The sequence below is a fragment of the Nitrospira lenta genome, assembly GCF_900403705.1.
In the GTDB taxonomy this organism is placed as follows: Bacteria; Nitrospirota; Nitrospiria; order Nitrospirales; family Nitrospiraceae; genus Nitrospira_D; species Nitrospira_D lenta.
In genome coordinates this window covers 53,241-66,624 of the sequence record NZ_OUNR01000017.1, presented here as the reverse complement: position 1 = coordinate 66,624, position 13,384 = coordinate 53,241, and the positions used below count along the sequence as shown (strand labels likewise).

Here is a 13,384-nt window from a genome sequence, read left to right as displayed (position 1 = left end):
GAGTGGTCTGAGTCCCCAATGGTTTGTTTCGTCTTTCTTGCCTGCAGGAGTTTATCCATGTGCACAGGGGCGTGTGTGAAACCTGCCACGAATCAGTTCTCGAGTTGGTGTGCGGAGAAACTAGCGCGCATATTAATAGGAACGGCCATATTCTGCACCGCGACAATATCGGTGTCACAAGCAGAGGCGCCTGATTCTGTATCGATTCGAGCTCTGCTCGAATCAGCGGTGGCTAAAAATACTCACACTGTAACGGTGAGTGGCATCGTCAAGCATATGAAGCCATTTCCTCCGTTTACGACCAAGCTATGTCGTGCGGTCTACGGCAGTTATACCTTTATGCTTGAAGATGAATCGGGGTCGATTCCCATTGAGGTGTATGGTGTCTGCGGGGCTTCGTCAGGTGTTCCGCAAGTGTCGGATGGGCAACGAGTGCAAGTTGTCGGGGAGTTTCTTGTGCAGCACCAGCGGGATCACAAGACGCCAATTATTTATACAATAAGCGCATCAGTTGCAGTGCTCGAAAGCCGACCAGCGCCTTAGGGCGGTCCGTGCGGTGGTGCGAGAGAATCAGATAGGTCAGCCGGTTTCTCTATAAGTGGTTCGTATATTATATATATCCGGCGCAGCGGGAGCCGCGCCGGAGTAATGCCGCTGGTTTGGGCTAGTTCGAGAGACAGGTGCTCATGAATTTCTTCCGCTCGTCGCCCTTCAAGGTTTTCTCGCCCGCCTCTTTATTGCACGCCTTCATCTTCTCCTGCTGAGCCGTTTTCGCGTTCTTGACCGGTTTCGCGGAGAGGCATTCCTTCATAAACGCCTTCCGTTCGTCGCCCTTCCCTTCGCCTAACCCCTTCTCATTTGCCTCCTTGTTGCACGTCGTCATCTTATTCTGCTGACCGGCGGCCTCGCTAGATACCGGGGCCAGTACGATCACGACACAAAAGAGTGAGAGGCTGAGCAGGCTGGCAATCTTCATGGTGATGCTCCTTGTGTGAGAGGGTGAAGGACCGACGGGGCACTATATCAAAACGTTGAGGGGTTGTCTGTACGGAACAGTCCTGATCTTCAGTAGTCCACGCGGATGAGAGAGAGCCCCTGTGGAGGCGCGGTCTTGCCGGCGATGCGGCGGTCTCGCGCGGCGAGAATGCCGGCAACACTTTCGGCGGTGCGTTTGCCGTGGCCGACTTCGACGAGCGTGCCCACGATGCTGCGGACCATCTGTTTCAGAAACCGGTCGGCATAGGCGTCGATGCGAAGTTCGTGACCTTCACGAAGCACGGTGAGGCGTTGGAGGTGGCAGATCGGATCTTCGTTTTCGGTCGGTTGTGTTTCGAACGAGGAAAAATCGTGTGAACCGATGAGATGTTGGGCGGCTTGGTTCATCGCTGCAGCATCCAGCGGTTTGTAAACATGCCAGATCAAGTGCCGGCCTAATGCCGGACGCGGAGAGCGGTTGAGGATCCGATATTGGTAGAGCTTGCCCTTTGCCTTGTAGCGGGCATGGAAATCAGGGAGAGGAAAGTCGACGGTGCAAACCGAAATATCGGGAGGGAGATGGGCGTTCAACGCCATCATCCATTGATAGGCCGTCATATCACGATCGATGCGAAAGCTCACGACTTGTCCCTGCGCGTGGACGCCGGCGTCGGTGCGTCCCGCAGCGACGACGGAGATCGTCTGTTGCGTTACGTGCGTGATTGCGGTTTCGACTGCCTCTTGAACCGTGGGTTGATTGAGTTGGCGCTGCCAACCGGCGTAGTGTGTCCCCTCATATTCGAGTGTGAGCTTGATAGTCGGCATAGTGTGCCGGGAGTGGATCAGCGCCTTACCGCGCGGTCGGCTTACCGGCGGCCAGGAATGATTTCACGCCGTTCAGCAACGAGTCGGCTACGTCGCGGATAAAGGCGTTCTTGCGCAGTAAGTCTTCTTCCGACGGATTGGAGATATAGGCAATTTCAGCCAATATGCTGGGCATGCTGGTGTAGCGGAGAACATAAAACGGCGCAGTTTTTACCCCGTGGTCGGTAACCGTATAGCGGGCGTTCATATGCGTCACCAGAGATTCCTTGGCAGTCCAGGCCAGTTCGAGTGATTCTTCAATCTTTTTTGCCGTGAGCAAATCGGCGACCAGATATTCCCAGCCCACGCCGGTACTGCTCAGAGGAGTTCCGTTTTCTCGGGCGGCGACTTCCAGCGCCCGCTGATCTTTCGCTTCTCCGAAGTGGTACACCTCGACGCCTTTGACGGATCGTGAGGGATGGGAGTTGACATGGATGGAGACGAAGAGGTCGGCCTCATGGCGGTTGGCGAATTTCGCCCGCTCTTCGAGTTCAACGAAGACATCCTGGTCGCGTGTCATCAACACCCGCACATCCGGCTGCCTACTGAGCAGGTCACGCAGCCGCAAGGCCACTTTCAGAGTGATGTCTTTTTCTTCCGTGCCGCGCAGGCCCCGCGCACCGGGATCTTTCCCGCCGTGCCCAGGGTCGAGCACGATGGTCTTGAACGACTTCGCCTGGGGAATGGTCGGTTGCGGCGGCGGTTCGAAGGTCGTTGCGGAGAGTGAGGCTGGCGGAGCCTGATTTGCTGCGGAAACGTCCGCAACGGCGATGCCCGGGATCACGTCCACGACCAGCCGCGCAGGATTGTCGAGCGAGAACTGTTTGTAGCGGCGGATGGCGTGCGCTGGCAAGGTCACGGTGACGGTGCCCGAGGTGGTTTGTGAAATCTGAAACGGAGCCGGAATGATTCCGCGATCAAGTCTGTCTTTGGCCGACCGGCTCATACTCGCATGGGGCAGGCCAATGATCACATCCTCCGAGTCCGCCGATCTGAGCTCGGTCACCTTCGTGTGTCGATCCAGATCGAGCACGAGCCTGGTTCGCTCAGGGGTGGAGAAGACGCGAAAATTCTGCACCGTGGCCGGCATCATCGAGGCGGGAGTGCCTTTGGCCTTATTTTTGTGAGGACGATGAGAGCGGGAGTCAGAAGCGGCGGCCAGCGCCCGGTCGACTCCTGCGGTCAAAAGGACGACGGTGAGTCCGAGCAGGCACAGGGATACGATGGAGAAAGGGAAAGAGAGTGCCTGCCAAGATCGTAATCGCATGTGCCTATATGAATTGTAGGGGATAAAAACTTTTCTCAGATGTTCTATCAGTTGTCAAGCACTTGCGCCCGTTCCACCGCGGCATTGACAGCGAGGAAAGCCGACCGGTAGCGTGATCGCTATGGCGACCCATCTTATCATCGATGGCTATAACCTGCTTGGGGCTCAGTCCGCAGCGAAGTCGGAGATGGCTCGGGAGTCGTTATTGCACGATCTGGCCGCCTACCGGCATCGTAAGGGGCATCCGCTGACTGTCGTATTCGACGGGTGGCAACAGGGGTATCCCGTCGAACATCGCGAGCATCGGGCCGGTGTTCAGGTGGTCTTCTCACGGCGCGGCGAGAAGGCCGATCAGGTTATTCAGCGGCTTGCACGCGAGTATGGATCGGCTTGCGCCGTGGTGAGCTCGGATCACGAGATCATGGCCACGGCTCGGGCGCATGGCGCGACGGTGATGACTGCGCAGTTATTCCTGAGCAAATTGGCAGCGAGCGGACTGTCATCAGGTCTGATCCAGGGCAAAGAATTAGATTCAGGTGAAGACGAACGGCCCCGCCGGGGACCGGACAAGAAGGGCAATCCGCGGAAGTTGCCGAAAGCGGTCCGTGAACGGAATCGTCAGCTCAAAAGGTTTTGATCCTCTCCAGCCATCACCGCGCGCCCAATTCCTTTCCAGGCGTAAATCCCCAAGGCAGGTACAGGCCCATTCATCAGCCAAGTGAATGACGCGCGCGTGGAGCGGACCTGGCGGCGCGAGGGGATCGAGCTGCCCACCCACTGCACACAGGTCTGCGGTTGCGTGCTGTGGTAATCCACTTCAAATAGTGACTGGTATAAGGGCGAAAACCTCGGGTACCATTGGCGTGTTGTTGAGAAGAGGTCTGCCGCGGGACACCGCGCGAAGACTAATAACAAACCCCGCGATCCGGACTGATCTGATCTTTTAACTCGAATGCCGGGGTAGGTAACAAGGACGCTACTATGACAGGATCTCGGATCACAGAAATTTGGGGAGAGCGGACACCTTACGGAGCGGGCATGTCTTGGCCGAAACGATCGGATAGTTTTCTGAAGCCGGGCATAGCCGTTGGCGACGTGGAGAAATGGGTGCGCAGCGCGTGTCTGATGTGCTCGAATGGCTGCGGAGTGGAGTTTGCCGTGAGCGGCGGCGAAATGGTTGGTATTCGCGGCCGTGCTGAGGACCGAATCAACCATGGGCGGCTGGGGCCGAAAGGACTCCATGCCTGGCAAGGAGAGGTCCGCGACCGGCTGACGCGGCCACTGATCCGTGAGGGCGGGAAGCTGATTGAGACCGACTGGGAGACGGCGATGACGCGGATCGCCACTTGCTCGAAGGCCTTGTTGGAGGCCGGAGGGCCGCTGACTCATGGATTCTATACCTCGGGCCAGTTGACGATCGAAGAATACTTTACCCTCGCCACCATCGGAAAGGCTGGGATCGGCACGCCGCATATGGACGGTAATACGCGACTATGCACGGCAACCGCCGCCGCAGCATTTCAGGAAAGTTTCGGCGTCGATGGGCAGCCTGGGTCGTACACGGATCTCGATCACTGTGACGCACTCTTTCTATTCGGGCATAACGTAGCCGAGACGCAGACCGTGCTGTGGGCGCGGATGCTCGACCGGCTTGAGGGGCCTGAGCCGCCGCGCTTGGTCTGCGTCGACCCTCGGCGCACGCTGGTGGCTGAGCGCGCTACGGTGCATCTAGCGGTTCGGAACGGGACCAATCTCGCGCTCATGCACGCTCTCGTACATGAAGTGATCGCGAAGGGGTATCTTGATAAGGAGTATGTCGCCGCGCATACCGTCGGGTTCGAGGAACTGCAGCGCATAACGGCTAAGACGACGCCGGAGTGGGCGGCTGGGATCTGTGGCGTATCCGCTGCCGACATTGCCCGCGCGGCGGAAATCTTCGGCACCAGCCGGCGCGTCGTGTCGACGGCTTCAATGGGCTTCTACCAGTCGCACCAGGCAACCGCCGCCGCCTGTCAGGTCAACAACCTGCATCTGATTCGCGGCATGTTGGGCAAGCCGGGCGCCGGCATCCTTCAGATGAACGGCCAGCCGTCTGCCCAGAATAATCGAGAAGCGGGCTGCGGCCCGGCGTTGCCGGGCTTCCGCAACTGGGCCAACGCCGAACATGTGCGCGAACTGGCTGCGCTGTGGAATGTCGATCCGGACATCATTCCGCATTGGTCGCCGCCGACTCATGCGATGCAGATGTTCCGGTATGCCGAAGAAGGCACAATCGGCTTTCTCTGGATTGCGGGGACGAATCCGATGGTATCGGCGCCTGAAACCGGCCGTATCCGCAAGATGCTCGAAAGCGGGCGCTGTTTCATCGTCGTCTCCGACGGCTATCTGAGCGAGACGGCGGAGCTGGCCGATGTCGTTCTTCCCTGCGCCCTCTGGGGCGAAAAGACGGGAACGGCGACCAACGTCGACCGCACCGTGCATCTGTTCGAACAGGCGGTGAAACCACCAGGAGAAGCGAGAAGCGATCTGGATATCTGGATCGATTACGCCCGCCGTTTGGGCCTGAAAGACAAAGACGGCAATCCCCTGCCGGCATGGAACAAGCCTGAGCAGGCGTTCGAGGCATGGAAGTGCGTAACCCGCGGCCGGCCTTGCGACTACACAGGGTTGAGCTATCAACTCCTCCACGATGTCGGAGGCATCCAGTGGCCCTGCAATGCCGAAAATCCGAACGGAACCGAGCGGCTGTACGGTGATGGCGTTTTTGCGACCGATCCAGCGATATGTGAGAACTTCGGGTCGGATCTGCAAACGGGAACACCAGTAGGTCCGGTCGAGTTCAGCGCGAGAAGGATTGATCGTCGGGCAGTCCTCAAGGCAATTCCCTATCAACCGGCCTACGAGGAGCCAGACAGCGAATACCCGTTCCGATTCACCACCGGACGCACCGTCTATCATTGGCACACTCGCACCAAAACTCGTCGTGTGCAGGCACTGCAGGATGCCGCTCCGGCGGTCTGGGTAGAAGTCTCGGTGAGCGATGCCGAACGGCTGGGCGTGACCGAAGGCGATATCCTGCGCGTCCGATCCCGTCGCGGTTTCCTCGATGCGCCGGCTCGCGTTTCGAACATTCGTACCGGTGTCCTGTTCGCGCCGTGGCATTATGGTGAGACGCCGGCCAACGCGCTCACGATCTCGGCCTGGGACCCGGTATCGAAACAACCAGAGTTCAAGGTCAGCGCGGTATCGGTAGAACGGTTGCGGGCGGGGAATGGGCCGTCGCCCGCTCCGGTGAACACGGCGTCTGCCCCTGCGACCCCATTGATTGCGGAGTAGAACGATGACGCTTCGAGCCTATATTGATTTTCTACACGACATCGAGCTGGCGTTGGCCGAATCCTTCCGAACAGTTTCGGATGGACACCGAATGGACGGAGATGTCCACTACACCTGCCGCGGCTTCGCGGCTGATTGCGAGGGCCGCGCCATAGGGCTCGGTAGTTTGCGCGTATCTCAGGCGGCACCGCAAGCGCCGACCGAGCGCATGGCGCTTCAGCCGCTCGTCGCGATCCGGAAGGGTCCATGCGGGCTTTTGCGCGACCTTCAGGAGCTGCATCAAATCGCGACTCTTGCACAGACAACCTGGGCGATGGTTGGGCAGGCCGCCGCCGGGGCCCGTAACAAGCCCTTGCAGTCGGCGGTTGCTGAAGCCTCCTCGGCAATTTCGCAACAGGCCGCGTGGCTGGTGATGCGGATGAAGGCCGAAGCGCCGCAGGTCTTGCTGGTGGGCACTGCGCCGGACGTGCAGACATGAGCCCCGCCCGTCCTCCTCTCCTCGCCGAGGTCGAGGTTCGGCTGGAGGAGGTTGCTGCCGGCCTTGCCCGTGCGTTGCATTTGCCGGGTGGGGAGGCGTTGCGCCGCTCGCGTGGGTTTGCCGGTCTATTTGCACTGGTCAACGGCGGCCTCTCCATAGGCCTGATGGCCTGTGTCGCTTATTTGACGCATGAACCTCTCGTATTCCCCTCACTCGGGCCGACCGCGTTCCTGATTTTTTTTACCCCGCTTGCCGCAAGCTCATCGCCCCGCAATGCAGTCTATGGGCATCTGATCGGTATTGTGATGGGGGTTTTGGCGTTGTTCGTCTTCGGCCTTCTCAACGCGGGACCCACGATCAGTGAAGGCGTCTCTGTCCCGAGGATCGGGGCTGCGGCGTTTTCGCTTGGTTTCACGTCGGCGCTGATGATCTGGTTGCGCGTTCCGCATCCGCCTGCCGGGGCGACCACGATGATCGTCAGTCTTGGCATGATTACGAGCATGACCGGTCTCGTCGCGATCATGTTCGGAGTGGTTCTGCTGCTGGCACAGGCAGTAGTTATCAACCGATTCGCAGGAATTGACTATCCTCTGTGGTCGCACCCGAAGGATCTTACGAATCGGTAGGGGGATGGGCGGCGCTAGCCAGTTGCTATGAATAGAATTCCGGTCGGCTTCTTTGTCGAAGGGGTTCCACTACGCGCAGGAGCTTCGCAGCGGCCTCTCTATCCTTCGATCTCGATGGTGCCTGACGGAAGATTGCGAAGCAGGTCGGAGACGGCCATCGAGCACCCACATTCTGAGATCAGGCACGGGTCACGCAAGTTTGAACAGGCGCTTGGCGTTGCGGGTCGTGGCGAGGGCGATCTTCTCGGGTGACATGCCGAGCTCATCGGCGCGAACGGTCGCCAACTGTTGCGCGACATGCGTGACATAGGCCGGTTCATTGCGTTTCCCGCGATAAGGGACTGGTGTGAGATAGGGACAGTCGGTTTCGATCAAGAGTCGATCCAGCGGAACGGTCTTCGCAATGTCCCGCAGTGCCGTGGCCTTGGGGAACGTGAGAATGCCTGAAAACGACAGGTAGAATCCCAGGTCGAGCGCATGCTTCGCCAGTGCCGCATCGCCGGAAAAGCAGTGAAACACCCCGCCGATTTCCGATGCGTGTTCTTCCTGTAAGATCGCGACGGTGTCCGTGTCGGCCTCTCTGGTGTGAATGATCACGGGCAGCCGGAGTTCGCGCGCGAGCTGAATCTGTTCGCGAAACCGGTCGCGCTGTTCTTTCGGCGATGAGTGGTTGTAGTGATAGTCCAGGCCGATCTCGCCATAAGCTACGACCTTTTTGCTCCTAGCGAGCTGGCGGAATTCGGCGTACCAGGTGTCCTGGATATGCTTGACCTCGTGCGGATGCACACCGATCGAGGCATAGATGAAATCGTGCTGATCGGCAAGAGCGACCGCGGATTGGCTTGTGGCAAGGTCGCAGCCGATCGTGATGAAGTTGTCCACGCCAGCCTCACGCGCTCGCGTGATCATTGCGTCGCGGTCATCGTTGTACCGGGCATCGTCGAGATGGGTGTGTGTATCGATGAGCATGGTGCGCCAATCCTAGCACGGTCCTTCCCTATTAAGAAGATGCTACGGTGATGTGGGAGTAGTGGGCTCATGGGCGTGCGTTCGATAGTTATTTCGCAAGATCGCAAAGGGGAGCGCTGTGCCAGTAGGCTGGTGGTCGGGCTGGTTGATGGGGAGTTGACAGGGGGGCGAGCGGGCGTGTATTGATATTAATTATCAAATTCAGATAATTAGCCGGTGCCACTCGTAACATAGGCAATCGGCAAGAGGCCAGAGTACTTCGAGTCCAGAGCCCATGGTCGCCAGCAGGCGGCCATGGGCTTTTTATTTCTGCGGAGCCGACGTGAATAGTTTTTTCAGAAATGCTCAGCTCTCGATTCCGGCGAAGCAGGGCTGGGAGCGGCGTAGCGTGGGGATACGGCTCCCCCAGCATCAGCCGTATCGATCTGCTCCACTCGCTGATCCTTGCGGGCAGACCTCGGTCGGATCTGCCGCAGGCAGATTGATTTTGCCACCGATGCTGCGGGGCGATGGGGATGACTCCGAGCAGACGGCGCTTTTGGGATGGAGCATTTCAGCGCTCGTCCATGGCTGCCTATTGGCCGTAGCCGCTGTCGTCAATCTTCACACCGCGCAGATCTCCGCGATACCACAGAAGGCTCCGTTTCGGTGGGACGTTTCGTTGATGGCCGCCCCCACGAATGAATTGATGGCGGCTCAGAGTCTCCAGCCCCAAGAGGTGTCGGCGCTGGCAGCGCCTGATCTTCAGCCTGCTGCCGATGCGCGGCCGTCGCCGGATGTTTCAGAGTCATCCGATCACTCGGAGGACTCGCGGGTTCCAGAGTCACTCTCATCTGAAGTTGCTCCCAGCCCGCGTCCGCCTCGCCGGCCGGCCGTGTCGGGTCGCTCCGCCTTGTCTGCGGAAGATACCGTGCCGGCGGCGGCCATGGCGGTGGCGAATCCGGCTACCGCTCTGCTTCCGCCCCCTCAGGTCGAGAGCCAGCGTGAATCGAGCAGTCTTGAAGTGGAGACGCAGCTGGAGCGGCCGAATGTGCTGCAGCGCCCGCAGGCTGTGACGAGATCCACGGTCACCCGAACGGCTTTTCCGGACTATGGGTGGCTCATGGAGGAACTGCGAACAAGGCTGGAGAGGGTGAAGGTCTATCCCGCATCGGCCAAGGCCGCTCACGCCCAAGGTCGAGTCGTCGTACAGATTCATGTACAGGGTGACGGTCGGCTGCTCGATCCCGTGATCGAAGAAAGCTCCGGCTATCCCATCCTCGATCAAGCGGCGTTAGCGGCGTTGGCGGCGGCTTCTCCGCTGAGACTTGACCATGTGTTGGGGGAAACCTCCGTCGTCATGTTGGTGCCCTTGAACTATCAACTTGAATAGCACCATGCACGATCAACGCGTGACACTCGAAGCGTCGCTCTTTCAGCAGTACTACGGTGAATTGCTGCGTTTCCTCACGGCCAAGCTGGGATGCCGCGAACAGGCCGCAGATGTGGTGCAGGATACCTTTCTCCGGGTGCGCGGGTTGAAAGATCTGGCCGAGGTTGCACAGCCAAGGGCCTTTCTCTACAAGACGGCGGTGAATCTCTCCATCGATCTGTTTCGGCGGCAACGGATTCGAGCGGAACGGATCACGCAACTAGAGACAGCCGAGGAACTTCCATCCCTGGCGACCCGTCCGGACGATGCGGTCGAGGCTAAGGAGCGCGTGCAGCTCCTGCATGCGGCCATCGCGGAGCTTCCGCCAAAGTGCCGGCAAGTGTTTCTGTTGCACAAGTTCTTGGAGCTTTCCCATGCGGATATCGCCGGTCGTCTCGGTATCTCCAAAAACATGGTGGAAAAACATGTGATGAAGGCGATGGCGCATTGTCGCCGCCGGGTTGAACTCGATGGAGGAGTTTCACGGGCGGATCGTTCGTAGGGGCCTGATTGAAAAATCGAGGAGCTGAGTCAGGTTGGCGCAAGGTGTTGCGTCTTATGGGGCATGGGTAGTGAGGTGAATCGGTCTGGATCGCAGGTTGTTGCATGAGTCAGATAGTCGGAGAGCAGGCGGAACCTCACGATGCTGCATCGATTGCCGAGCAGGCGCTTGAATGGTTTGTGCGGCTTCAGTCCGGGGGCGCCACGTATGCTGATCGGCGGGCGTGGCACGCGTGGGTTGATGCCGATCCGATGCATCGACGGGAGTTCGACCGGTGTTGTCGCTTGTGGGGCGAACTGGACTCGACCCGGCCGCTGTTACGCGAAGAGCTCGTACGCGCGGCGCGCGAATGGGAGTGTGCCGCGCAACGCCCTCGCACCGTTTCAATGTGGTCGTACCGTCCAGCCAGGCTCTCGGCCGTGTGTGCGCTGTTGTTGGCGGTTGTCATCGCGGGTGGATGGTGGTTCACGTCCGGCGTGGCAACAGCGGAGTATCGCACCGCCAAGGGTGAGCGGCGGATCGTGGTGCTTCCTGACGGATCCGCCGTCACGTTAAATACGAGCACGGTGATTGCCACGGCGTTCTCCCGTTCCAAGCGGACTGTCGTGCTGCAGGAGGGGGAAGCCTTATTTGCCGTATCGCACTCGGGCGGGGGACCGTTTGAGGTGGTGGCAGGGAACAGAGTTGTTCGGGATATCGGTACGCAGTTTGTGGTCCGACGGTTGGAGCAGCGTGTCATGGTGACCGTGGTAGAGGGGGCCGTCGAGGTGCAGCAATCCGAACCGGCGGCGTCAGAGCCATTGTGGCAGCGACTCACGGCCGGCGAGCAAATTGCCTATGAGCCGTCGGGTGCGATATCGCCGGTGAAAACGGTATCGCTAGCCGAAGCGACGGCGTGGCTTGAAGGAAAGGTTATGTTCGAGGATCGTCCATTGTCTGAAGTGATTCAGGAGGTGGGCCGCTATCAACGGGGAGAGATCAGGATTCTTGATCCGCGAATCGGTGCACTGAGGGTCAGTGGGGTCTTTGGGGCCGATGACCGGGCGGGATTGCTCAATGCGCTGGAACGGGCGGCCCCGATTGTCGTCTCCCATGTCAATGGAGAGGTCGTTGTCCTGGAAGAAAAGCGTGGCATTTCAGAAAAGCAGTGAGGTTTCGTCGGATTCATTCGTCTTCTATTGTGAGGCGGCTGAGGCGGCAGGGTCGTTGTTTATCTTCACTTGAGGAGACCGGACGTGGATGCGCTCAAGCACTTGGTGGATTTTGGAATTATCGGATTGCTTATAGCTCTTAGTCTGTGGGCCCTGGCCGTCGCCGTCGAGCGATGGCTGTACTATCGTCGCGTGTCGCCGACTCAATTCGACGACATTCAAACGATGGAAATGGCGCTGACGAAGCGACTCGTCGTTATCGGGACAGTGGCGGCCAACGCGCCCTATATCGGATTGCTGGGGACTGTGATGGGCATCATGCTCACGTTTCATACGATGGGCACGTCCGGCACCATGGCGGTCGGCGCCATCATGGTCGGTCTCAGTCTGGCGCTCAAAGCGACCGCGGTTGGATTGCTCGTGGCGATTCCCTGCGTCGTTCTGAATAACGTGTTGCGGCGTCGGGTGTCGGAGTTGCTGACACTGTATAAGGTGCAGCATGGATCGTGAGCTCAATCAAATCAACGTCATTCCGCTTGTGGATGTGATGCTAGTGTTGCTGGTGATTGTGTTGACCACGGCGACGTTCATCTCCACCGGCCAGGTTCCCGTGGAATTGGCGAAAGCGAAGGCGGCGAGCGAGCATAAGGACGTTCCCTTGGTCATTACGCTGACGGCCGAGGGGCAGCTGTTTTTGAACGATCAACCGGTTGTCGCGGATGGGTTGACCGCAAGTCTCACGTCTCATCCGCGGGAGTCGCTTGTAGTGGTGCGGGCCGACCGGGTCACTATTTTAGAGCGGTTCGTCGGTGTGGTGGACGAAGTCCGAGGGCTCGGGTTCAAGCAGGTGAGTCTTGAGGTGGTGCGGTCATGACAGCGGTCGAGCTCAATCGGTTAGTCGATGGCCCAGGACCTGCGCGCGCGCATGGCTGGATGGTGTCGCTGGTGTGTCACGCGCTGGGCGTTGGGTGCGCGGTACTCGTGATGGCTGAAATCGACAAGCCGGTTTTACCGACGCCGTTTCAATGGGAGGTGGCCGTGGTCGAGGCTCCCCCTCCCGCTTCTCCGGCACCGTTAGAACCGGCCAGGGTTCCTCCGGATCCTCAACCGGTCAAGCGGGTGGTGGAGCCTCAGCCGCTCGTGACGCCTCCCGTGCCGGTTCAGCAGACGGTTCGTGAAGTCACTCGGACGGTTGAAGCCGTGGAGTCTGTCCAGCAGGAGACTCCTGAGATGGTAACGCAGGCTGAGGCGTCGATCGAGCGCCCGATGGCGCAGCGCATCGAATCGCAGGCCGTCGCTACGAGTCAGGAGCCGGTTGTCGAGCAGCGGACCTCACAGGTCGCGGTCGCTGCGAGGGTCGCGCGCGCGCAGCCGGCGGAAACGCTGACGCCGATCGAGGCTGCGCCTCAAACCGTGGAGCGAGAATCACCGACCGTCGAAACGACGGCGTCGGCGATTGAGCACCGAGTGGTGCAACAGCGCCTGGTTCGGCATCGGGAGGTTCACGCCGACTATGGCTGGCTCAGCGAATCGGTGCAGCGCCGGATGGAAGAGCTGAAGCGGTATCCGGCGCAGGCGAAAATGAATCATTGGGAAGGCAAGGTGGTGGTGGAAGCCGTCATTCGCGATGACGGCGAGGTGATCGGAGTCAGCATTGCAGAGAGCTCGGGTCGCGCGGTTTTGGATCAAGAAGCGATGGCGGTGATGAAAAAGGCGTCGCCGTTGACGCTCAAGCATCCATTGGGCAAGTCTCAGCTCACGATTCTTGTCCCGATCAGTTATCGATTAGATGGGTAATGACAATA

The 13,384-nt window shown here is 59.4% G+C and carries 15 protein-coding genes; 11 read left to right on the top strand and 4 right to left on the bottom strand.

Annotation, left to right across the window (positions count from 1 at the left end; translation table 11 throughout):
* Positions 1 to 228: 228 nt before the first annotated feature.
* Positions 229 to 543: a hypothetical protein gene (locus NITLEN_RS17895; RefSeq protein WP_146216172.1), complete on the top strand. Its 315-nt coding sequence runs from the start codon at positions 229 to 231 to the stop codon at positions 541 to 543.
* 121 nt (positions 544 to 664) lie between these two features.
* On the opposite strand, the gene NITLEN_RS12015 is transcribed toward NITLEN_RS17895, so the two are convergent.
* The 3 genes from NITLEN_RS12015 to NITLEN_RS12005 all read right to left on the bottom strand — a co-directional run bounded on the left by NITLEN_RS12015 (position 665) and on the right by NITLEN_RS12005 (position 3,106).
* On the bottom strand, positions 665 to 976 hold the full coding sequence (locus tag NITLEN_RS12015; RefSeq protein WP_121989864.1) for a PsiF family protein: 312 nt from the start codon (positions 974 to 976) through the stop codon (positions 665 to 667).
* 89 nt (positions 977 to 1,065) lie between these two features.
* Positions 1,066 to 1,800, bottom strand: coding sequence for a tRNA pseudouridine(38-40) synthase TruA (gene truA / locus NITLEN_RS12010; protein ID WP_121989863.1), 735 nt, complete (start codon positions 1,798 to 1,800; stop codon positions 1,066 to 1,068).
* Positions 1,801 to 1,825: 25 nt separating this feature from the next.
* Positions 1,826 to 3,106, bottom strand: coding sequence for an N-acetylmuramoyl-L-alanine amidase (locus NITLEN_RS12005; protein ID WP_121989862.1), 1,281 nt, complete (start codon positions 3,104 to 3,106; stop codon positions 1,826 to 1,828).
* Between the two features lie 121 nt (positions 3,107 to 3,227).
* Between NITLEN_RS12005 and NITLEN_RS12000 the strand changes: the two genes are divergently transcribed.
* The 4 genes from NITLEN_RS12000 (at position 3,228) to NITLEN_RS11985 (ending at position 7,546) form a co-directional block, all read left to right on the top strand.
* Positions 3,228 to 3,743, top strand: coding sequence for an NYN domain-containing protein (locus tag NITLEN_RS12000; protein ID WP_121989861.1), 516 nt, complete (start codon positions 3,228 to 3,230; stop codon positions 3,741 to 3,743).
* Between the two features lie 344 nt (positions 3,744 to 4,087).
* Positions 4,088 to 6,442 (top strand): molybdopterin oxidoreductase family protein, encoded by a 2,355-nt coding sequence (locus NITLEN_RS11995; protein ID WP_121989860.1) that lies wholly within the window; start codon positions 4,088 to 4,090, stop codon positions 6,440 to 6,442.
* A gap of 4 nt (positions 6,443 to 6,446) precedes the next feature.
* Entirely contained in the window at positions 6,447 to 6,920 is a 474-nt protein-coding gene (locus NITLEN_RS11990) for a hypothetical protein (RefSeq protein ID WP_121989859.1), read from the top strand.
* The gene (locus NITLEN_RS11985) at positions 6,917 to 7,546 is read left to right on the top strand and encodes an HPP family protein (RefSeq protein WP_121989858.1); all 630 of its coding nucleotides are present in this window, start codon (positions 6,917 to 6,919) and stop codon (positions 7,544 to 7,546) included. The genes NITLEN_RS11990 and NITLEN_RS11985 overlap by 4 nt, the downstream gene beginning before the upstream one ends.
* Positions 7,547 to 7,735: 189 nt before the next feature.
* Here NITLEN_RS11985 and NITLEN_RS11980 read toward each other — a convergent pair whose 3' ends face one another.
* On the bottom strand, positions 7,736 to 8,515 hold the full coding sequence (locus NITLEN_RS11980; RefSeq protein ID WP_121989857.1) for a TatD family hydrolase: 780 nt from the start codon (positions 8,513 to 8,515) through the stop codon (positions 7,736 to 7,738).
* A gap of 322 nt (positions 8,516 to 8,837) precedes the next feature.
* Between NITLEN_RS11980 and NITLEN_RS11975 the strand changes: the two genes are divergently transcribed.
* The 6 genes from NITLEN_RS11975 (at position 8,838) to NITLEN_RS11950 (ending at position 13,376) form a co-directional block, all read left to right on the top strand.
* The gene (locus NITLEN_RS11975; RefSeq protein WP_181416834.1) at positions 8,838 to 9,887 is read left to right on the top strand and encodes an energy transducer TonB; all 1,050 of its coding nucleotides are present in this window, start codon (positions 8,838 to 8,840) and stop codon (positions 9,885 to 9,887) included.
* 4 nt (positions 9,888 to 9,891) lie between these two features.
* Entirely contained in the window at positions 9,892 to 10,428 is a 537-nt protein-coding gene (locus tag NITLEN_RS11970) for a sigma-70 family RNA polymerase sigma factor (protein ID WP_121989855.1), read from the top strand.
* Positions 10,429 to 10,532: 104 nt separating this feature from the next.
* Entirely contained in the window at positions 10,533 to 11,579 is a 1,047-nt protein-coding gene (locus tag NITLEN_RS11965) for a FecR family protein (RefSeq protein WP_121989854.1), read from the top strand.
* A gap of 84 nt (positions 11,580 to 11,663) precedes the next feature.
* Complete coding sequence (gene exbB, locus NITLEN_RS11960) at positions 11,664 to 12,089, top strand: TonB-system energizer ExbB (protein WP_121989853.1); 426 nt, start codon at positions 11,664 to 11,666, stop codon at positions 12,087 to 12,089.
* The gene (locus NITLEN_RS11955; RefSeq protein ID WP_121989852.1) at positions 12,079 to 12,453 is read left to right on the top strand and encodes an ExbD/TolR family protein; all 375 of its coding nucleotides are present in this window, start codon (positions 12,079 to 12,081) and stop codon (positions 12,451 to 12,453) included. Before exbB ends, NITLEN_RS11955 begins: the two co-directional genes overlap by 11 nt.
* Complete coding sequence (locus tag NITLEN_RS11950) at positions 12,450 to 13,376, top strand: energy transducer TonB (RefSeq protein ID WP_121989851.1); 927 nt, start codon at positions 12,450 to 12,452, stop codon at positions 13,374 to 13,376. Before NITLEN_RS11955 ends, NITLEN_RS11950 begins: the two co-directional genes overlap by 4 nt.
* Positions 13,377 to 13,384 lie beyond the last annotated feature (8 nt).